1 protein-coding gene (running past one end of the window) is annotated in these 23,608 nt (G+C 61.6%); it reads left to right on the forward strand.

The annotated features are described in order from the left end of the window. On the forward strand, positions 1-23,608 hold the 5' portion of the coding sequence (locus DSM107133_RS18300; RefSeq protein WP_275890958.1) for a putative Ig domain-containing protein. The gene runs 14,606 nt beyond the window's last position; 23,608 of the gene's 38,214 nt are visible here — the first part of the coding sequence; it begins with the start codon at positions 1-3; its stop codon lies off the right edge, out of view.

The following is a 23,608-nucleotide window of genomic DNA, read 5'->3' on the forward strand; positions in this document are numbered from 1 at the left end:
TTGAAGAACCAGACGACTCTTTCAAGGGGGCTTCACCTTGAAACATTCGAGCCGCGCGTGCTGTTGTCTGCCGACCTTATTCCCGTGGCCGGCAGCATTGAAGTCCCCGGAGAAACAGACCTTTACACCTTTGAGCTTGCCGAAGAGCGGTCTTTGATCTTTGACACGCTGACCAACAATTCACAGTTTCGCTGGTCGCTTGAAGGTGTCGGCGGGCAATTGGTGGCACCCACCCGTTTCACGCAGGCTGATGCGGCGGACGGGGGCGATATCCTGTCGCTGGATGCCGGCACCTATACGCTTTCTGTTGATGGTGAAGGCGATGCCACAGGGGCCTATCAGTTCCGGCTGTTGAACGCGGCAAATGCCGAATCAATAGCGCCTGGCACACGAATCAACGGCACCCTGGGCGAGTCGGGTCGCGAGACGGATTTATTCCAATTCGAGGCGACCGAGGGCACCGAGCTGTTTTTTGACGCCCAACAAGACGACGGCGGCGGCAACGCGTACTGGACTTTGATCGACCCCGACGGCACCCGGATTTTCGGACCGACGTTGTTTCGCACCGCGCAGGATGTGACACGCTTTGTGGTGCCCAAATCGGGCGTTTACAAGCTTTTGCTTGAAGGCAGCGTGACCAACGGGGCGGACAAGGATTATGCCTTTACCATCGTGCCTGTTGTCGATGAAACCCGGGCGATTGCTTTGGACGCGATCATCAATGACACGCTGGACCAGCCCGGGCAACGACACACCCTGACCTTTTCGGTGGCACAAGACACCCAGGTATATTTCGACATGCTGCTTGGCTCGGCCCATGTGGTGTCGTTGCGCGGCCCGTTGGGTGAGGTTTTTGGCCCGCGCGAGATGCAGTATTCCGACTGGGCTTATGCCAATCCGGTATTTGATCTGGTGGCAGGCGACTATGAGCTGACCATTGGCGACGGGTCTGACACCACGGGTCGCTATGCCTTCCAGTTGCTGACTGCGGCCTCGGCGACGCCGATTGCATTGGGTGAAAAGGTCGAGGATGTTCTGAGCGATCGCGGCGTTCACACATCGCTGTATCGCGGGCCATCGGGGGCGGGGCTGTCCGATCCCGGCGGCGCGCAGCGGTTCGGCACCAGCGGGCCTGTTGTCACCGTGCCCGATACACCAGGGCTGAACGGGCAAACCCTGACCGTCGAAGGCTGGTTTCGCCCGGACCGCAACAACAGCTTTGATGCGCTGGCGATCAAGACATCGAGCACGTCGTGGAACGATGGCTATGGGCTTTATCTTGACGGGTCGGGCAATGTTGTCTTTTTCCTGAACCAGTATTCCGCAAGCGCCAGCACGGTTCTGGCCGCGGTTGAAACCGGAGTCTGGCAGCATGTTGCGGCCACTTACGACGGCAGTGCGATCCGTCTTTATGTCGATGGCACCCTGCAGGACGAACAGGCCTTTTCCACGCCTGTCGTTCACAGCGCCAATGATCTGGCCCTGGGGTCGATGGCGGATGGCAACTATCGCTATGCCGGGCAGATGGACGAGCTTCGCGTCTGGTCCACCGCGCGCAGTGCGGCCCAGATCGCTGCGGGGGCCGCGCAAAAGATACAGACCGGCACCGGCCTGACGCTGTCCTTTGGTTTTGATGAAGATGATGCGGGGGCAATTGCCGACCGCACAGGACAGGGCAATGACGGGGTATTTGCCCTTGGTCCCGCGACGGAAACCAAACTGTACCAATTTGATGGTGTCGCGGGTGACCGGCTGATCGGCAACGGGCTGGGCGGCGGCAACGCCTATATGCGGCTGATCGGGCCGTCGGGGCGGGTTGTTGCAGGGCCCGGCAACTTTGGCGCAACGCTGAACACGGTGTTGCCTGAGGATGGCACCTATACCGTGCTGGTCGAAGGCTATTCCTTTGCGTCGGCGCCCGCGGCGTTCGAATTTACGCTGGCACCGGAAACGACCGAGACGCTGAGCCTGAGCGTGGGTGCCGTGACCAGTGGCGAAATCACCGAGGTGGGTCAGAACCTTGCCTATGACTTCACTCTCGCGGCGGGTGCATCGCTGATCTTTGACAGCCTGACCAACAGGTCTGATCTGGTGTGGTCCCTGATCGGCCCGCACGGCAGCGAAATCGTCGCGCGCCGCTTTGATCGGTCTGACAGCAACGCGATTGGCAATCTGTCCCTGATAGATCTGGCAGCGGGTGCCTATACCCTGATGGTGTCGGGGGTGGCCGGGGCAACCGGGGCGTTCGGGTTCCGCCTGTTCGATGTGGAGTCGGGCGACAGCATCGCCTTTGACGAGACCGTCACCGACCTGCTTGATCCGGCAGATGAAACCAATGCCTACCGGTTTACGGCGAACGCGGGGGATACAATCTCGTTGCTGCCGACATCGGGCAATCCCTATGGCCGTCTTTATGATCCGTTCGGGCGTCTGGTCTTTGAAAACAACTACTTCGCGAACCAGACCGACCTGCAATTGATAGCGACCGGCACCTATACCCTGCTGTCGGAAGGGTTTCGCGGTGCAACCGGGACGGCGCAAAGCGTGTTTTCCGTTGTGCGCACCGGCACCACACCATTGCCAACGCCGCAAGGCACGACGCTTGCGATCGGCACGACGATCACCTCCAACATTGCGCAGGCGAACGAACGGGATTCGTATAAGTTTACTCTGGCTCAGGCCAAGACTCTGTATTTCGATGCGCTGAGCTATGACAACTCAGGGACAGTCTACTGGACCTTGACCGGCCCGCGCGGCACCGAGGTGACGCAGCGCAATTTCCTGCAAAGTGACGGGGTTGATCGGGCGGGTTCGCCATTGATGGATCTTGTTGCCGGCACCTATCAGCTGGATGTCTACCGTGAAGGGACGCAGACAGGCGACTATGCGTTTCGCGTGCTGGATGCGGGCACGCGCACTGCGGTGACGCTGGATACCGCTGTTACGGCAACGCTTGACCCGAACCGGCGCACCGATCTTTACAGTTTTGATGTCTCCGGCCCGTCCCGTCTGGTGTTCGACGACGTGACGCGCAGCGGGCTTTTTTATGGTCTGGGCTACCGGATTTTCGACGCACGCGGTGTTCAGGTGGCCGGCGGCAGCGATATTGCGACAGCCGGGCCGGTCGATCTGTTCGCGGCGGGCACGTATACGTTGATGATCGAGGGCCGCATTTACGAAACCGGCGCGGCATCCGAATACGGTTTCACCCTGCGCCCGATCGAGGAAACCAGCGCTGCGCTGACCTTTGGCACGCCGGTGAGCGGCACGCTGGGAACCGTACACGCGCAGCATCGGTTCGATTTCGAGCTGGACAGCGACAAGACGGTTTTCTTTGACTCGCTGCTGGCCGAAAGCAACGCCGTTGTCACCATCAGTGGTTCAGACGGATATGTGCGCAGTTTCAACCTGCGCAGTGCGGATTCTGCGGACACCAGCGTGTCGCCTTTGATGCGTCTCAAGGCGGGTAGCTACACGGCAACAGTGACCGGACGCAACAACACCGCGCCGGATTACGGCTTTCGCCTGGTCGACGCGCGTACGGCCACGGCGATCACCCCTGATGTTCCGGTCTCGGGCGTGCTGGACGGCGGGCGTGAAAGCGACATCTATGCCATCACGGTTTCGGTCGGCCAGATCCTGACGCTGGCCGATTTCAGCGTGACCGGCAACACGCAGCAGATTTATTACCGGCTGTTTGACCCCGCAGGGCGTCAGGTTGCAGGGCCAAGCAACGTCAACACGGTCGCCCCTTATACGTTCGATCTGCCCGGCACCTATTATCTGAGCATCGAGGGGCGGGTTTTCGAGACAGGCACGCCTGCCTATGGCTTTACCCTGATTGATCCACAAAGCCCCGACCCCGAAGCCATGGAACTGGACGCGGTGGTGGCAACCGAAATCGCGCGGCCCGGCCAGCAGCAGGTGTTCACATTTACCCTGACCGAGGCCAGGCGGCTGTATCTGGATTCCCTGACCAACGATACAGCGACCTTTGTGCGTATCGAGGGGCCAAAGGGCATCAGCCGCACATACCGGATGTCAGCGGCGGACAGTTTTGATTTCGGCACGGGCAATCCGGTGTTTGATGCTGCCGCGGGCGATTACACGGTTACAGTCTATTCGGAAGGAACCCGCACAGGCGCGGCCAGCTTTGTGCTGCGGGATCTGTCGATCGGCACCGCCGTTGACTTGGGGGCCGAGGTGGCCGGCACCCTGAACCCCAAGGTCGAAACGGATATCTATCATTTTGATGGCACCGTTGGCGACCAGTTGCTGATGGACGTGCTGCGCGAAGATGGCGACCAATACGGGGTTTACTGGCGGCTGATCGACCCGGACGGACGTCAGGAAATCGGGCGCTCGCGCTTGTCGGACAGCGAGCTGTTCACGCTGAAGCGGTCCGGGCGCTATACGGTTCTGATCGAAGGACGTATCCACGAGGGCGGCGGCGCCATCGACTATGGATTTATCCTGCAGCCGGCTGTGGTCGAGACCCGGTCGATTGACGCGACGGCCACGGGAGCTCAGGCGGGTCTGTTGGCCGCCGCAGGACCGGACGGGCGTGTCGCACAGGGGTTCACCGGATACGAGCGAGTTGAGATTGACGATGCGGCGGTGAACCGCACGGGGTCTGTCAGTTTCGAGCTGTGGTTCAAGGGCGATCCGCCACCCGAAACATGGCAGTCGCTGGTGTACAACGGCACGGGCGCAGGCACGAACGGACGGCAATATTCGCTGTGGCTGAATGCCTCGGGCTATCTGCATCTGACCTCGGCGGATGCCAGTGGCCAGATCGCGGTCAACACAAGCGGCGGATCGGTTGCATTCGGGGCGTGGAACCACGCGGTTGGTGTGGTCGATCGTGATGCCGACGTCTTGCAAATCTATCTGAACGGTGTGCTGGCAGGTGAAACAGCGCTGCGCGACCAGGACAGTGTGGCGGTCAGCGAACCGTTGCTGCTGGGCGGAAACCGCGAAGGACCCAACGGGTTCGAAGGCGCGATGGCGGGCTTTCGGCTGTTTGGCACGGCGCTGTCTGAGGAAGACGCGGGCCGACTTTTCAACGGACAGTCGGTAACCGCTACAGCGCTTGTCGACCTGCCCATGACCGAAGCGCCGAAAGCCACGACGCTGGCCGATGTCAGCGGCGCAGGCCGTGCGGGGGTGGTAAAGGATTTTACCGCCGGATTGCAGGGTGTGTTCAAGGGGCGCATCGAACGGGCGGGTGAGGTTGACGTTTATACCTTCACGCTCGGCAGCGAAAAGCTGCTGTATTGGGACACCTTGGGCAATACCAACCGCGTTACGGCAACTTTGACCGGACCGGGTGGCGTGCGGATCATCCGCGAACTGGACGACACCGGCGACACGAACAACACCGGAAATTATGCGTTCAGGGCACCGGCGGGCGACTATCAGCTCAGCTTTGATGCGGATCAGGCGGACAAGCGGGCCTATGCGCTGCGTCTGATGGATCTGGGCGCTGCGCAGGCGGTGGATGTCGATGGCGCGGCGATCACGGGCGAGATTGGCGCGCGCCGGGCGGCCACGGCCTTTGCCTTTGAGGGCGCGCAGGATGACCGGATTTTCCTGGATGTTCTGTCGCTGGGCCTGAGTGCGGGCGAAGCGGCATGGCGGATACTGGACCCCTTTGGCCAACAGTTTCTGGGGCCTGTCACGGCGGGGGATATCGACACTTTCACCCTGCCTTTTGACGGCACCTATACCCTGATCCTTGAGACCGACAGGTATTTGCAGCCACAAGGCACGGTGCCGTTTTCCTTTGCGCTGGTGCCGGTCAGCACCAGCCCGGTTGAAATCACCATTGGCGGCGACAATCCGGGTGCCGTGCCAGAGGTTGTTACCGGCCAGATCGGCAGCGCGCTGGAGCTAAGCGGAACGCAGCACATCCGTGTTGACGACACAGCCGAGATTGACCTGACCGGCAGTGTCACGCTTGAGGCATGGATCAAGCTCGACCGTTTCACCAACACCTGGACCCCGATTTTGTCAAAATCGGATCTGGGTGACGGGCGCGGTTTTGACATGTGGGTGCACTCCAACGGCAGCCTTTTTGCCTCATCCGACGATGTGACGGGGCGCAATTCGGCGCAGACTGCCGGCGGGTTGGTTCAGGCGGGCACATGGGTGCATGTGGCTGCTGTGTTCGACCGTGCACTGGGGCAACAGCGGCTTTATGTGAACGGGGAACTGGCGCGCTCCCAAGGGATGCGCACCACGCCGGCCGTGTCCAACGACGCGCCGCTTCTGGTCGGCTGGACGCGTGGAACGGCATCGACATACGGTGCGGTCGAGGGGATGGTTGACGACGTGCGTGTCTGGTCGGATGCGCGCAGCACGGACGAGATTGTCGATAATTTCAACGCGGCGTTGACCGGCAGCGAAAGCAACCTTGCCCTGTATTTGCCGCTGGAGACAGTTGCGGCGGGTGCCACGCCGGATGCGGGCCCCGCATCGCTGGCGGCGCAGGTTGTCAGTTTGATCCCCAAGGGGGTGACGGGCCGGATTGGCAACGTCGGGCAGGAACGGGTTTACAGCTTTACCCTGAATGCCGATACGCGGCTCTACTTTGACAGCCTGACCGACCGTTCGGACCTGCGCTATCGGATCGACGGGCCGAACGGCGTGGTTGTGGACAGGCATTTCCGTCAGTCAGATGCGGACGGGGCCATCGGCAATAATCCGGTGATGGACCTGAAAGCGGGTGATTACACGGTGCGCGTCAGCGGGACGGGCGACAGCACGGGCCTGTTCAATTTCGTGCTGTCAGACATCGACACCGCGGCAACGCCGATCACCAAGGGCACCCCCTTTGATGGCGCGCTGGAACCTGCGAACCGCACAAGGATGTTCCGGTTCGACGGTGCTGCGGGCGAACATGTGTTCATCGACAACCTGATCGAAGACGGCGAGATGGAATGGCGTCTGATCGACCGTTTCGGCAATGTCACGCTGGGTTATGTCAATCCTGCCGACGTCTATGATCTGCTCTTGCCAACAGACGGGCCCCATATCCTGCTGGTCGAAGGCGATGTAGACCCGCAAGGGCGATCTGCGTTCCGCATTGCGATCCATTCAAAAACAGAGCCTGTGCCGCAGGTTCTGGTGCCGAACGTCCTTCAAACGGCTGTGCTGACCAATCCGGGCGATCTGGCCCGTTATACCTTTGATCTGGCTGCCCCGGCGTTGATGGTCATGGATACACTTGCAAACCGCAGCGACATCCTGTGGACATTGCGCGGACCGGACGGGGCCGTCATCACGGACCGGCGTTTCGACCAGACCGATGGCACACGGTTCACGGGCAATCCGGCGCTGGACCTTGGCGCAGGCAGCTATACGCTGGATATCCGCGCCAATACAGACGCTGTTGGTGATTTCGAGTTTCGCCTGATTGATCTGGCAACCGCCGCCACGCCGCTGTTCTTCAATGACCAGACCGACGGCACGCTGCCGTCGCGCGGATTGGGGACCAAGGTGTTCCGGCTGAGCGCGGACGCATTCCAGCGTTTCGACTTTGATCTGATCGACCGCCCGGCATCCAATACCAGCTGGCGGGTTCTGACCGAAGCCGGGCAACAGGTGGTGTCGGCGCGCCGCATGAACGACGAAACCGGCGTGGTTCTGGAACAGGGGGGCGACTATTTCCTGTTGATCGAAGGGACAGTGACGGACGGCGAGACCACCAACGGCTATCGCTTCGAGTTGCTGAGCCCCGATTTCCCTGATGGATCGGGCAATTCGCTGGAAGAATTCGGCGCGGGGTCGTCGATCGGGCATGTGCTGATCAATCATGCCGGAACCGCCGCCACCGAAATCCCGTTCGGGACCGGCACAGCTCTTAAGCTGCTGGACCAGCTTTCTGCGAATGCCGCCAACACCATTGCCTTTTCGCAAACTGCGGACGGGCGCTATGAAACGCTGGATGTGTCGTTTGACATGACCCTGACCGGCCCTGCCGTCGGTGAGCCGGGCCATGCGCTCAGCGTTCTGGTCCTGCCTGCGCGCGACTTTGGCAAAGGTGGCGCGGTGCCGTTGCTGGGGGCCGAACCGAACAGCCCCAACGTGCTGGCGGCGACGCTTGATCTGGTGCAATCCGGCGGCGACGGTACCACGCCGCATATTTCGCTGCACTACGGCACCGAGGTGATCGAAGTGCCGCTTGATGGGCTCGGGCTGAGCGTTGCGGATCTGACGGGCGGGCCTGTCACGATGGATCTGTCCCTGAAGCGGGTGAAGGGCGGCACCGAAGTGGGTGTTGCGCTGACCGCTGACGGCACCACGACGCAGGTGATCGACGGGCAGTTTCTGGGCAATTTTGTTCTGGCAGATTCGCGGGTTGCCTTGCAGGCCGTCAATCTGGGCACGCAGACGATGGATGTGGTCGTTGACAATGTCTCGATCCTTGCCACGCCCGAGACCTCCGGGCTGACGCTGGTTCCGGGTGCGGTTGTGAATGGCGCGCTTGATGTTGCGGGTGCGGTTGATCGCTACGAGATGGTGATTGCGGAAGAAACCACTGTCCTGATGGACGTGATGACCAACAACTCCGCAATCCAATGGAGCCTGAGCGGCCCTGTCGCTGCGGGGCAGCGTGCCTTTACGGCTTCGGATTCCTATCACCGCACGGGCAACACGTTAATCACCTTGACGCCCGGCACCTATGCGCTGAACATTCTGGCGCCCTCGGGTGCCGTGGGCAGCTACAGTTTTGCACTGCGTGATCTGGCCGATGCGGTGCCCCTGACGCCGGGGGAAACGGTGACCGCAACGCTTGATCCGGGAAATGCCACAGCGCTTTACAGCCTGGACTGGCCCGGCGGCGATCAACGCCTGTATCTGCAATCCGACCAGAGCGGCGGGGCCACCGGATATTACAAGCTGATCGGGCCCGACGGGGCTGTGATCAGGGAACGCAGCCGTTTTATTGATGATTTCGAAACCACCGGACTGACCCAGCCGGGCACCTATTTCCTTCTGTATGAAGGGGTCTACAACGCAACGACCCCGGTGCCCTACAGCCTGACTGCCTTTACACCGGGGCAAGACACGCAGGCCATGACACTTGGCACGACCGTGTCAGGGGGCATCGCAGCAATCGGAGACCGCGCGACCTATACCTTTACCCTGAACGAGCGCACGCAGGCGGTTCTGGATTCACTGACCAACCGCGATGATCTGGTCCTGACGGTAAACGGACCCGGCGGACAGATGTATTCGAACACGTTGCTGCGTCTGGATTCAGAATACCGCAACGACGCCGCCGTTCTGGATCTGGTCGCGGGGGACTATACGGTCACGCTGGACGGGGCGGGCGCGGCCATTGGTGATTTCGCCTTTGTTCTGCACGATCTTGGCACTGCGACGGCGCTGACGTTGTCGGAGCGTACCGAGGCAACCTATACACCGGGCAACAGCACCCAAGTGTTCGCCTTTGACGGGGCGCGCGGCGATCAGTTCTATCTGGATTATCTCGACGGCAGCCTGAACGGGCGCTGGAAGATCGTGAACGGGTTCGGCACGTTGGTGAACAGCTCGGCCAACCTGCGCAGTGACCAGCCGTTGATCACGCTTACATCGGATGGCCCGCAATACCTGATTGTCGAGGGTCGCATTCTGGACACGGGCGCGCAGACCCATGCGTTCCGGCTGGTGCCGCTTAGCGCGAGCGCGCTGGATATTGCGCTGGACGAAACCATTGACGGGCAGATCCTGTTGCCGGGTCAGACGGCCGAGCACAGCTTTACCCTTGATGCGGGCAAGCGGGTGTACATCGATGTGCAGGCCCCCAACGCAAACAACTGGACATGGCAGCTGACCGGCCCGCGCGGTCAGGTCGACAGCCGCAATTTCCGCAGCTCGGATGCGGAGGGGGTAGCGACGGCGCCGATCTATGACCTGCCGCCCGGTGATTATACCTTGCGGGTGGTGCCCTCGGCCGGGGTGACAGGTGATTTCAGTTTCAAGGTGATCGACGTGGACGCCGCCGATGCGGTCACTTTGGGCACCGCGCTGTCGGGACAACTGGCCCCCGGATCGGAAACCAAGGTATACCGTCTGGAGGGGACCGCCGGACAGCGGCTGTTTTTCAACTATCCGTCGCTTGATTATGGCGTCGTCTGGCGGCTGGTCGATCCGTTCGGGCGCGAGGTTTTTGACCAATATGCCAGCGATGTCGACACCATCACGCTGGAAGAAACCGGCACCTATGCGTTGCTGGTCGAGGGCAACATTAACAGCCCTGACCGTGCGTTCAGCTTTAACGTCTTTTCCAATGCGCTCAGCGCGCCGGTGCGTCTTGCCGCGCTTGAGGTCGTGCCTTCGCCCGATTTGACCGTGTCCCGTTTCGCACTGGACGGTGCGGATACGCTGGAGTCCGGTGGCGTGGTGCCACTGGTTTTTGACATTACCAACGCGGGCGATCTGGCGACTGCGGGTGATTTCAGCAGCCGCATCACCCTGCGGCGGGTGGATACAAACGCCATCGTTGCGGATCTGGTGGTGCCCTATGATGCATCGGTCAGGGGCAACATTGCAGCAGGGGCAAGCGCGACGCAAACCGCGACCTTGCAATTGCCGCCCGGCACCGCCGCCGTGGGCGATATCGTGGCCACGTTGCGGCTGGATGTGAACAACGATCAGGACGAACAGAACGCGGTGGGTGATGCCGAGGCGAACAATGCCGCCACCCTGCCGCTTGAGGTCGCTCTGGCCTCGTCTGCCGATCTGGTGGTGCAGGATCTGACCGTGACACCGGGGCAGGGCTGGACGCCGGGGCAAAGCGTGACGGTGGATTACGCGCTGGCAAACGTCGGTGGGAAGGCAGCGCAGGCGCCCTGGACAGAACGGCTGGTGGTGACGGACACGATCACGCGGCGCGTCGTCTACAGCCAGTCGCTGCGCTCGGTCGGTGAGGCGGCGCTGGAAGGTGACACCACGCGGGCGCGCAGCATTGCGTTCGGCTGGCCCAGCGGTGCGGATGCCACGGGGCTGTATGATTTCACGGTGGTTGTTGATGCGCTGGCCGAAGTCGACGAGGCCAATGACGCAGGCGACGCTGAAACCAACAACACCGCATCGCTGCTGATCGCTTCGGCGCCCGATCTGGTGGTGGCCGCGATTGAGGTGCCCCAGTCGGAAATTCAGTCGGGCGGCGCGCTGACGATCAACTGGACGGTTGAGAATCTGGGCGCAGCGGCGACGCCGGCGGATTGGAACGACCGGATCATTCTGCGCAATCTGACCACGGGTCAGATCCTGGAGGATGTGGCCGTGGCCTCGGCCGGATTGCGCATTGCCGCAGGCGCAAGCGCACAGCGCACGGTGACGCTGGATATTCCGCACGGGGCCGCCGGCACGGGACCGCTGCGCATCGAGATCACAACCGACCGAGACACCGACGGGCGCGACCAGCTTAAGGAAGCGCGCACCGGGTTGTCCAGTTTTCAGGCCGAACAGAACAACAGGACCGACCTGACGATCACCTCCGAAGCGCGGGTCTATGCTGATCTGGTGACCACGATCACCGGCTTGCCGACGTCGCCGCGCGGCGGTGAAACCGCGACGATCCGCTGGCGTGTGACCAATACCGGCACGGTGCCGACCGATGCATCTGCGTGGACAGATCGCGTGTATCTGTCCAGCGACGGCATTCTTGATGCGGATGATATTGTGCTGGCCAGCCTGCCGCGCGATGCGCTGCTTGCTGCAAATGGCAGTTATGACGCGCAGGCGGATGTGATCCTGCCTGCGGGCATCGAGGGCACGGTATATCTGTTTGTCGAGGCGGACGCAGAGCGCGACGTGACCGAACCGGATACACGCGGCGACAACGTGGCAAGCGATACGATTGCGCTGTCGTCGCCCTATTCGGATCTGGTTGTGCAAACGGTGATCGGCCCCGCCGGATCTTTCGTTTCGGGTGAAGCTGTCGACGTGCGGTGGCGCGTCGCAAACGCAGGGCCTGATGCAACCCCCGCTGCGCCGTGGGAAGACCGGGTCTATTTGTCGACAGACACCACGCTGGATGCCAGTGATGTGCTGGTCGCGAGTGTGGGGCACAGCGGCGCACTGGCCGCCGGAGCAAGCTACAGCCGCGCCGAAGCGATCACCCTGCCGCCGGGCTTTGTCGGTGATTTCTTTGTGATCGTGCAGACCAATGCCGATGACGCCGTTTACGAGCGCGCTGAGACCGCGAACAACCAGCGGGCCTCGACGGACACCTTGGCGCTGGCGGCGGCTCCTTCGGCGGATCTGGTGGTGGTGTCGGTCAGTGGCCCTGACGCCTTGCTGCCGGGCACCGAGGCCGAGATCAGCTATACCATACGCAACGACGGAGAAGCGGCCGCCCGCGCGCCGTGGCGGGATGGCATCTATCTTGTTGGCCCCGGCCTGGGCAGCGGCTTGTTCCTGGGCGATGTGGACCGTCCCTTTGATCTGGCCGCCGGTGAAAGCTATGATGCGACGGCCAGTGTCACCATCCCGCAGGTCGGGCAGGGCGCCTATCGGATCGAGCTGCGCGCCGACCGTGCCGCGCAGGTGTTCGAGGGCGGGCGCGAAAGCAACAACAGCGGGGCCACCGGTGATCTGGGGCTGTTGCATCCGAACCTTGTGATTGCCGAAGTCACCGCAGATGACACAAGCCCGCAATCAGGCGATACGATCCGCGTCACCTGGACGACTGAAAACATCGGCACTGGCGCGGCGACAGGCGATTGGACCGACCGGCTGTACCTGAGCCGTGATACCACGCTGGATGCGCAAGACATTGCGCTGGCCGCCCGTACCAATGACAAAGCCTTGGCCGCAGGGGCCGACAGCGTGGCCTTTGCCGACGTGCAACTGCCGATTTCGGTGTCGGGCACATGGTTTGTTCTGGTCGGCACCGATGCCGACAAGGACGTGGCCGAGCCTGCCCACGAAGACGACAATTTCGGCTCTGTTGCGGTGGAAATTGAACTGGCACCCTTTGCCGATCTCGAAGTCGGCGACGTTGTGGCACCGGCGTTGACCATTCAGGATCCGGCCTTTGTCGAGGTGTCGTGGTCGGTGACAAACACCGGCACGGGGCGTGGCATCACCGATGCATGGACCGACCGCATCATGCTGTCGCGCAATGACATCATCGGGGACGCGGATGATTTCGAAGTTGCCCGTTTCGACCATCAGGACGGATTGGACAAGGATGCCGCGTATACCCGAGCCGAATCCTTCTTCCTGCCCGCCGCGCTGACGGGGCGGTTCAAACTGTATGTGACCACGGATGCCGGCGGCGTGGTGTTTGAAAACGGTCAGGAGGCCGACAACACCGCCGTGCTGAGCGGATATTTCGACGTTGCCCCCATTCCCTATGCCGACATGGTCGTGGACAGCGTTACCGCGCCAGCCACGGCGCAATCGGGCACCGATGTCACGATCAGCTGGCAGATTTCCAACAAGGGGCTGGGGCTGACCAACGTGTCGCGCTGGACCGATACGGTTTACATTGCCAACAACCCAGAGGGCACGGGACGGCAACTGCTGGATCGTTTTGACCATCTGGGCTTCTTGGCGGCGGGCGGCAATTATCAGCGGGATGCGGTGGTTTCCTTGCCCGATGGCTGGGAAGGTCCGGCCTATTTCATTGTCGAAACCCCCGGCAGCGCCAGTGCAACCAGCAGCACACCCTTCGAGCTGGTGTTTACCGACGCGGGCAATACGGGCATGTCGGCGGCCACGGATGTCGTGCTTTCGCCGCCGCCAAACCTTGTTGTCACCAATGTAACCGTGCCTGAAACGGCGCTGGAAGGCGCGCCGGTTGATGTGATCTGGACCGTGCGCAACACCGGGATCGGTCCAGCGACAGGCACATGGACCGACAAGCTTTTCCTGCGCAAATCGGACGGATCGCAGAACGACATTGCGCTTGGCACTTATACCTACACAGGTCCATTGCAGGCCAACACGTCGTATACCCGCCGCGAACAGATCATCCTGCCCGAGCAGACCAACGACCGCTATGATCTGATCGTGGTCACCGACTTTGGCGACACGGTGTACGAACATACCGCCGAGGACGACAACGAAAGCACGACCGTCGCGCAGGTGCTGGTGGCGCGTTTGCCGCGCCCCGATTTGCAGGTTTCCAGCTTTGAAACCGGCGACAGCTATACCGCCGGTGCCACCGGATCGTTGCGCTGGACGGTGATCAACCAGGGGCCGGTTGCGACGGATGTGCCGAACTGGAGCGATGCGGTTTACCTGTCGCTTGACGAAAAGATCACATCCGACGACATCCGGCTGGGCAGTTATTCGAACGAGGCGGCACTGGCACCGGGCGAGCAATACTTGAGCCGCGAAGTGTTTTTCCAAATTCCGCAGCGTTTCCGCGGCACGGTCTATCTGCTGGTCGAAACCGACAGCGGCAATGCAGTTGGCGAATGGCCGAACGAGCGGAACAATCTGGGCGTTCAGGAAATCTATGTCGATCCGATCCCCTTTGCCGACATTGTCGTCGACAACGTGCGCACGCCCACCCAATCGTTCGAGGGCAACACGGTTACGGTCAACTATACGGTGACCAACCGCGGGGCCGGGGCCACAAACCTTGGCAACTGGGCCGAGCAAATCTGGCTGACCCGCGACAAGAACCGCCCGCACCCCGGACAGGGTGATATTCTGCTGCGCACGCTTCAGTATTCCGACGGGGTTCTGGATGTGGGCGACGGTTATGACCGCACCGTCGAGGTGCAACTGCCCGGATCGGTGCCGTCGGGTAACTATTACCTGACCCCGTGGATCGACCCCTATGCGACCCTGCTGGAAGACACGCTTGCCACGAACGTAAATGAGGACGACCCGACCGAGATCAATTCGAACAACTACAAGGCAGGTGGCGGCGATATCATCGGCGCTCCGCCCGTCTTGCAGATCATCGGCCTGCCGCCTGATCTGACCCGGCCCGATCTGTCGGTTGAAATCGACACGGTTACACCTGTGGCCGTTTCCGGTGTCAGTGGCCAGAACCGGTTTGAAATCACCTATACGCTGACCAACCACGGCGACAAGGTTGCGACCGGCTGGGAGGTGATCACCAACCTTGCCGACACGCCGGACCTGAACGCGGGCAATCAGGACAGGTGGCAGTTGACGCGCGCAGGCGGGGCCGAGATCGGGATTGGCGAAAGCCTGAGCGTGACTCAGGTGGTTGACCTGTCTCCGGGTGTCGAGGGAAATTATGTTTTCGCGACGGTTTCGGTGCCCGGGGACAGTGACGCCAGCAACAACCGCGACGTGGCGACCACCTCTGTCAGCGCGCCCGAACCTGATCTGGTCGTGGTTGATGTGACCGCGCCGACCGTTTCGTTCTCGGGCGAAGAGATCGAGATCAGCTATACCGTGCGCAATGACGGCGAAGCCGACATCTGGGACCAGACGAAATACTGGCGCGACGAGGTCTGGATTTCGCGCGATCCCACCTTTATCCAAAACCGCGCCGTGCAATTGGGCAGCGTGTCTGTCGCCAACAACGATCCGTTGAAGGTGGGTCAAAGCTATACCCGCACCGTCACCGGCATGCTGCCGCAAGGGGCCGAAGGCGATTGGTACGCCTATGTGTTTACCAACGTCAATCGCAGGCTCGAAGGGGAGGACCGTCCGTGGCCCGTGACCTCTGGCAGCAACGAAGCAACCGGTCAGGCGTTTGCGCGCACCGCGTTCGAGGATCCCAACGGGTCGATGGGGCAGGCAATGATGCCTGTCACCTATGCCGAACCTGATCTTCAGGTGACCAACCTTTCGGTGCCAACGGATGTCAGCGCGGGCGAGACGGTCGACATAACGTTCGAGATCACCAATGTCGGCAACCGGGCGACGCGCCAGACTGTATGGACCGACCGTGTGTACCTGTCTGTGGATTCGTCGCTGGATACATCCGACTTCCTGCTGCGCCGCGAGGAAGGCGGGCGTGAAATTCGCGCCGAATTCCTGCGCAATGGCATACTTGAGGCCGGCGAAAGCTATACCGCCACGGTTCGTGTCACGATGCCTTTCGAGATCGAGGGCGATTATCATGTTCTGGCGGTGGCCGATTCACAGTTTGCCGACTCGGGCAGCCGGAAGTCGTCGATTTCGGACCGGTTGCCGGGGCTGGCGGGTGCTGCGGATGGCAAGGTGCGCGAGTTCCAGGGCGAGGGCAACAACACCACCGCTCAGGCTGTCACCGTTGGCCCCTATGTTGCCCCCAATCTGACGGTCACCAATCTGGAAACCGATCTGCGCGCAGTGCGCGGGCAGCAGTTCAACCTGTCGTATACGGTGACGAACAGCGGCGGCCCGATCCCGTTCCAGCAACAGGACTGGGACGATCTGATCTATTTCAGCCGTGACCCGTTCCTGGACCTGAAAGCCGACCGGTTCATCGGGTCGGTGCGCAACCGGATGCCGCTTGAGGCGGGCGAAAGCTATACTGTTGACCGGCAGATCACCGTGCCAACCGATATGCCGACCGAGGCCTATTATGTCTTTGTCGTCACCGATCCGCAGCGCTATGGCGGGCGCGGTGACGTGTTCGAGACGGATGACACCGACAACATCCGCGCATCTGACGTGCCGATGATTCTTGAACTGCCGCCGCCCACCGATCTTGAGGTGACGGGCATTACCATCCCGTCTTCGGCACGGGCGGGCGAACCGATCACGATCAGCTGGACGGTGACCAACCAGTCCGACACCGTGACAGCCGAAGGGCAATGGTCGGATTCGGTGTTCCTGTCGGCTGATGGCACATGGGATTTGCGCGACAAACCCATCGGACGGGTGCAAAGCAGCGGGACGCTTGCGCCGGGGGAGAGCCGCACACTGACGCTTGAAACCGTGATGCCTGCGGCGACGCCTGCGGGATACCGCGTGATCGTGCGGACGGATATCTTCAACCAGATCCACGAAGGCGTAAACGAGGCCAACAACACCACTGCATCCCCCGACACGATCGAAACCACGGTTGATGAATTGCTGCTGAGCACGCCGAAAACCGTGTCGCTGGCGCAGGGGGCCGAGCGGCTATACCGCATCACCGTGCCGCCGCAGGAAACGCTGCGGGTGACGGTGCTGTCGTCGGACCCCGCGGCGCTGAACGAGATTTTCATCCGCCACGACGCCTTGCCTTCGGCCAATGCATTCGATGCCACCTATGAAGGGCCGCTGTCGTCGAACCTGCTGGCGCTGGTGCCTTCGACCGAGCCGGGGACCTACTATATTTCGGTGCGCAATTTCTCGGGCCCGGAAGAGGGGACAGACATCACCCTGCTGGCCGAGTTGCTGCCGCTGGTCATCACCGATGTGGACACCGACCGGGGCGGCGACAGCGCCTTTGTCACCACGCGGATCAGCGGCGCGCAGTTTGCTGATGGTGCCACAGTCAAACTGGTGCGTCCGAACATAGCCGAATTTTCGCCAGTGGACTGGCGTGTGGTCAATTCATCGGAAATCATCGCAACCTTTGATCTGACCGACGCGCCGCACGGGCTGTATGATGTGGTTGTGACCAACCCGTCGGGGGCGCAGGCAATTGCGCCCTACCGCTTCCTTGTCGAGCGCGGGATCGAGGGCGACGTGACCATCGGGATCGGGGGCAGCCGGGTGGTGCTGCCGGGCGAGACCGAGACATATTCGGTGGCATTCCAGAACATGGGCAACCTGGATGCGCCCTATACGTTCTTTGAGGTCGGCGTGCCCGAATTGCACACCAACCCCTATGTTTATGGCCTGCCCTTCCTTGAGTTTTTCACCAATGTGCGGGGCACGCCCGACGGGGCGGCGGGCACGCCGAACGAAGACGTGTTCTGGGCCGGTCTGGAAAGCATCGTCAACACCAACGGGCAATTGACGACCTCGGGCTATGTCTATGACCTGCCTGCCGACGGGTTTGCGGGCTTTACCTTTAACGTGTCGTCCTATCCGGGGCTGGGCGAGTTGCACGCCGAGGCCTTTGATGCCTTCCGCGCGCGCATGTCCAACGTCTTGCCCGAGCTTGACGGGATTCTGGAGGAAGGCGGCGAGGGGGCGATAGGCGACTGGTACGATGCGGTTGTCGAGAAATCGGCCGAGGTCAATCCGGCCTTGGGTGCGGCGATGGCGGCCTTCCCGTTCGAGGATCTGTACAACAGCAATGTCGCGCGTCCGGGCGATTGCGAGATTCCGTTTATCCCGTTCCGGTTCCACATCTTTGCTGCCTCGACGTCGATGACTCGCGACGAATTTGTCGCCCACCAGACCCAGATCGCGCTGGATCTGCGCGACCGCATTCTGGCGTCGGATGATGCACCCGGAGCGCTTGTGGCCATCGTGGCCGATCCGAACCTGTGGGTTGATTTCTCGCTTGCGGGGCTGGAACAGGCGGGCATCTTGCGCGCCGAAGGCGACATTCCCCCGATCCGCGAGCGGCAGGAAATCCTGTCACTGATGGCGACACTGGCCTCGGGGGTTCTGTTTGGTCCGGCGGGTCAGGATATTCGTTCGGACGGTGACATTCTGGGCTTCTTCGAACAGTTGCGCACGCTGTACGGCCACGACGAAACTCTGATGGCCGATATCGAATTCATGGATCCGCGCGAAAGCGATTGCTACACGGGCGAAATTCCGGTGCCTGCCCTGCCCGAATTTGATGACTATAATATGGGCCTGAGCAACGAGACCCATTTCGAAGCGGTGCGTATCTATTCGCCGTGGGTGCCATTCGAGGATCGCGGCGCGGCCCTGCCCGAAGATTTCCTGATCAACGGTCCGGCGCCGGTGGATGGCTCGGGCTTTGAAGCGCTGAATTTTTCCGGCTACTTTGCCGATCCAGGGAATTCGGGGCGGCTTGCCTCGATGAACGGGCCGCAAACCTTCGAGACAGAGGGCTGGCTGCCCAGCACCGAAGCGCTGCCCTATACCATCAAGTTTGAAAACGACGGTGAATCCAGCGCATGGGCAAACCAGATCGAGATTGTCACCCAGCTTGACGACGATCTGGACCCGCGCAGCTTCCGGCTGGGTGACATTCGTATTGGCGATATTACCATCGACGTGCCGGACGGGCGCTGGTTCTATACTGACGAGATTGATTTTACCGATACGCTGGGCTTTGTGGTGCGGGTCAGCGCCGGGGTTGACCTGTTTCAGGACCCCGCATCGGCGCGTTGGGTGTTGCAGGCGATCGATCCGTTGACCGGTGAAAAGATTCAAAGCACCACTGCCGGGCTGTTGCCGCCCAACACCGATCTGGGCAAGGGCGCTGGCTTTGTCAGCTATACGGTGAAACCCGCCGAAGATGTCGAGACCGGCACCCGCATTTCGTCCTCTGCGCGGGTCGTGTTTGACACCGCCGCCCCCGAAGACACGCAAGAGCTTATTCAGGTGGTCGATGGTGCGGCCCCCACAACCCGCATGACGGCCGATCAGATCGAAGGCACTGACAGCTATGACGTAGTCTGGACCGCACAGGACGATGCGGGCGGGTCGGGGGTGAAACACGTCACGATCTATGTTGCGACCGACGGCGGCGACTTCAAGATCTGGCAGCGCAGGCTTGAGCAGGCCACGGGCCAGCTGGTCTTTGAAGGCGAGGCCGGCAAGACCTATGAATTCCTTGCGCTGGCCACCGATATCGCGGGCAACCGCGAACAGCCACAGGACGGGTCGGCGGTTACGTCGGATGGCCAGCCGGTCAATCTGGGTGCCACGGCTGCGGTCGAGGGCACCACCGCGCCGAATTTCGGCATAGCGCCCGAACCGGTGATCCAGCCTGTCACCAATGATCTGTTCCGCATGGCGCTGGACAATGTCCCCTCGGCGGCCCCGCTCAGCAACCTGCCCGAGTTCTCTCAAGTGCTGAGCCCCTTCATCGGCACGTCGTTTGCGACAGGGTTCCAGACCTCGCAGGCCGGTATCGGCCCGATGGCCATTCTGGAACGTTCGAACGGCGATATTCTGGTGTCGGGTGGGGTCAATCGCGGCTCGATCTTTGTGTTTGGGGCCGAGGGCGGCACCGCGAACACCGAAACGCTGCTGGTGACGCTGGACGAGCCGGTGTTCAATCTGGCCGAAGACGCGGCTGGCAATATCTGGGCCACCACGGGTGGCGGGGCGCTGTTGCAGATCGACGGCAGCAGCGGTGCGGTTCTGGGGCGTTACGGCGACGGTCTGACATTGGGGCTGGCGATCGAAGAGGCGACCGGGCTGATCTATGTCGGTACAAATTCCGGCATCGTGACCTTTGATGCCGTCGCCAAGACCTTTACCCAATGGAGCCGCGACGAAGGTTTGCGGGTTGGCGCGCTGGCCTTTGACGATCAGGGCACGCTTTGGGCGGTGACATGGCCGGACCGCGCGCAGGTCGTCAGCTTTACCGAGCGCAAACGTGCCGAAACACGGTTGGAGTTCAGCAGCCAGATCGATTCTATCGCCTTTGGTCAAAAAGGAACCGCTCTGGCGGATATGCTGTTCGTGTCCGCCAACACGGGTGCTGTGTCCGGCACCGGTGAGGCTGCCGAGGGTTCGGCACTGACGATGGTGGATCTGGAAACCCTGCAACGTGTGGACGTGGCGACAGGCGGCACGCGCGGCGATGTGTTGATTGCCACGTCGGACGGGCGTGTGCTGATCAGCCAGTCAAACCAGGTGGACGTGGTTGCGCCGTCCTATGCGCCCAGCGTCATTGCCACAAATCCACCTGACGATTCAGTGGTGCCGCTGCCGCAATCGGTGCTGGCGGTACGGTTCGATCAGGACATGTTTGTGGGCGACCCAAATCTGGACACCTCGGTTCTGAATCTGGACAACTACACGCTGACCGGTGCTCTGAACGGGCCGGTTTCGCCCACGGCGGTGATCTATGACACGAACAGCCGCACCGCGCTGGTCAAGGTCGAAAATCTGGCGGCGGACACCTATACGCTGACGGTCAAGGGCAGCGTGGCGTCGTTGCAAGGGCTGCGCATGGGGTCGGATTACCAGACGCGGTTCCAGGGCATTCAGGACCTGTCTGCCTTTATCCAGATCGAGTTCGGGGCGACACGCTATAACCGGGCGCTGGGAACCGTGTCTTATGATGTGTTCCTGACCAACACCGGCGCAAATGATGTGATCCTGCCGGTGTTGCTGACGCTGGACCCTGAATCAGGCTATCCCGGTATCCCCGGCGATGCGCTGGGGCAGACGGATCAGGGATTGTGGCTGATTGACCTGTCCGCGACGCTGCCGCCCGATGGCCGTCTGGCCGCCGGTGCGTCGACGCGCGGCGAAACCGTGGCCATTGTCACGCCCAACCGGCAGCGGGTGCAGTTTTCGGTTGGCATCGCGGCCTCGACGGGGCCAAACCGCGCGCCGGTCATCACATCCGAGGTGCCGGAAACTGCCAAGGTTGGAGAGCCCTTCGTTCACCAGATTGTGGCGCAGGATCCCGATGGCGAGGCGATTGTATTCCACCTGCTGGACGGTCCCGAGGGCATGACGCTGGATGCGGCCACAGGAAACATCAGCTGGACACCGCTGGAAAACACCAGCGCCGACCAAGCCGTCACGGTGCAAGTCTTTGACGCGCGCGGCGCGGTGACGACCCAGCGGTTCGTGCTGGCGGTCGAGGGCGGCAATCAGGCCCCCGAATTCCTGTCGATCCCGCAGGAACTGACAGCCAGCGAAGGCGACCTTGTCGAATTCGAACTGGTCGCGGCGGACCCTGATTTTGGGGATGTTGTCACATGGATCGACGATCTGCCCGAAGGGGCGGTCTATGATGCCGACCGCCGCGTGTTCTCTTGGCAGGTGGGCTATGATCAGGCCGGCACCTATGCGCTGACCGCGCGCGCCTCTGACGGATTGCGCGAAATTTCGTCGACGGTGAACATCCGTATCGCCCAGCAGGACCGGCCTGTTTCGTTGCAAGTGCCCGGCAACATGATCGCGGCCGAAGGCGACCGCATCCGGTTCAACCTGCGTGCCGATGCCGAACCGGGCCTGCCGCTGTCCTTCGGGGTCGTCAATGACACGCTGCCGTTCGGGGCAAAGCTGAATGCGGCCACCGGCGAATTCGAATGGACTCCGGGCTTTACCCAAGCCGATACCTATACGGTGCTTTTCGCGGTCTCTGATGGCAAGGGTGTTGCTGTACGCGAAATGACCATCGAGGTGACCAATGCCAACGGCGCGCCGGTCTTTGACAATTTCGACGGGCTTCAGGTGTACGAAGGGCAGCAATTTGCGCTGCGGGCCTTTGCCTTTGATCCCGACAATCCGTTCTACGAACCCGGTTACCGCAATCTGGAAGACGAATTCACCGAAATCGGATCCGCGCCGAAAACCGTGCAGGTCGAGGTTGTCGGTGAGGTGCCGGACGGCGCTTCGTTTGATGCCGAAACATGGGAGCTGCTGTGGACTCCCGGTGCGGATCAGGCCGGAGACTACCAGATTGAATTCCGCGCAACGGATGACGGGGACGGCACGGGAACGCCTGCGGTCACAACGCAAACCGTGTCCATTACGGTGCGCGAACTGAATCAGGCACCGGTGGTGTCAGAACCTGCCAACGTAACCATCAACCGCGCCGAGGTGCGGGACATTCCGGTCTCGGCAACGGATGCCGACGGCGATCCGATCACCTTGCTTTTGCAAAGCGAATTGCCCGGTTTCCCGCTGCCGGATTTCATCAGTTTTGTTGACAATGGCGACGGCACCGGCGTGATCCGGCTGGCGCCGGGCGTCGGTGATCGTGGCGAACATGTGATCCGGCTGGTGGCACATGATGATGGTGGCGGTCAGGGCATCCAGCGCGGCGATCTTTATACCTTTGTCGTCGATGTGGTCAGCGACAATGAGCCCCCCGAATTTGCCTATCAGGGCAATGTGGTGGCGGTTGCAGGCCAGCAGTTGCAGCTGGAGCTGAACGCCACCGATCTGGATCAGGACGCACTGCAATTTGCGCTGTCGGGCCTGCCTGCGGGTGCGGTGCTGACGGCTGATCCGCTGATATACGGGCGTGCGCTGCTGACCTGGACACCAACTGCGGCGCAGATCAGGACCCATCAGGCACAGGTCAGTGCAACAGATACAGGAGCCGACGGGCTGACCGATCCGGCCACGTCGACCTTGCAGTTCGGGATTGTGGTGCGGGCTGCGAATGTGGCCCCCGTGCTTGATCCTTTTGGTGTTATCAAGGGGCTTGAAACGCAACCCCTGTCGGTGACCTTCAAGGCACAGGATGGTGACGGCGACGCGCTGACCTATTCTGCAACCGATCTGCCTGCGGGGGCCGCATTTGATCGCGCAACCGGCCAGCTGGACTGGACGCCGACGCCCAATCAGGCGGGCAGCTATCAGGTCAATGTGACGGTGTCGGACGGCAGTGCGCAAAGCACCGAAACCGTGACAATCGAGATCGGCGAACAGAACCGCGCGCCGGTCTTTGTGCCGATGATTGCGCAACTGGGCCGCGACCGCGCCGAGATCAGGTTCAGCGTTGTCGCGGATGATCCGGATGGCGATGCGGTCGAACTGTCTGTCATCTCGGGTCTGCCCGAGGGGGCGGCGTTTTCTGTCGAGCGTGGCGAATTTGTCTGGATTCCGCAATATG

This window comes from Pseudosulfitobacter sp. DSM 107133 (assembly GCF_022788695.1).
GTDB lineage: Bacteria > Pseudomonadota > Alphaproteobacteria > Rhodobacterales > Rhodobacteraceae > Pseudosulfitobacter.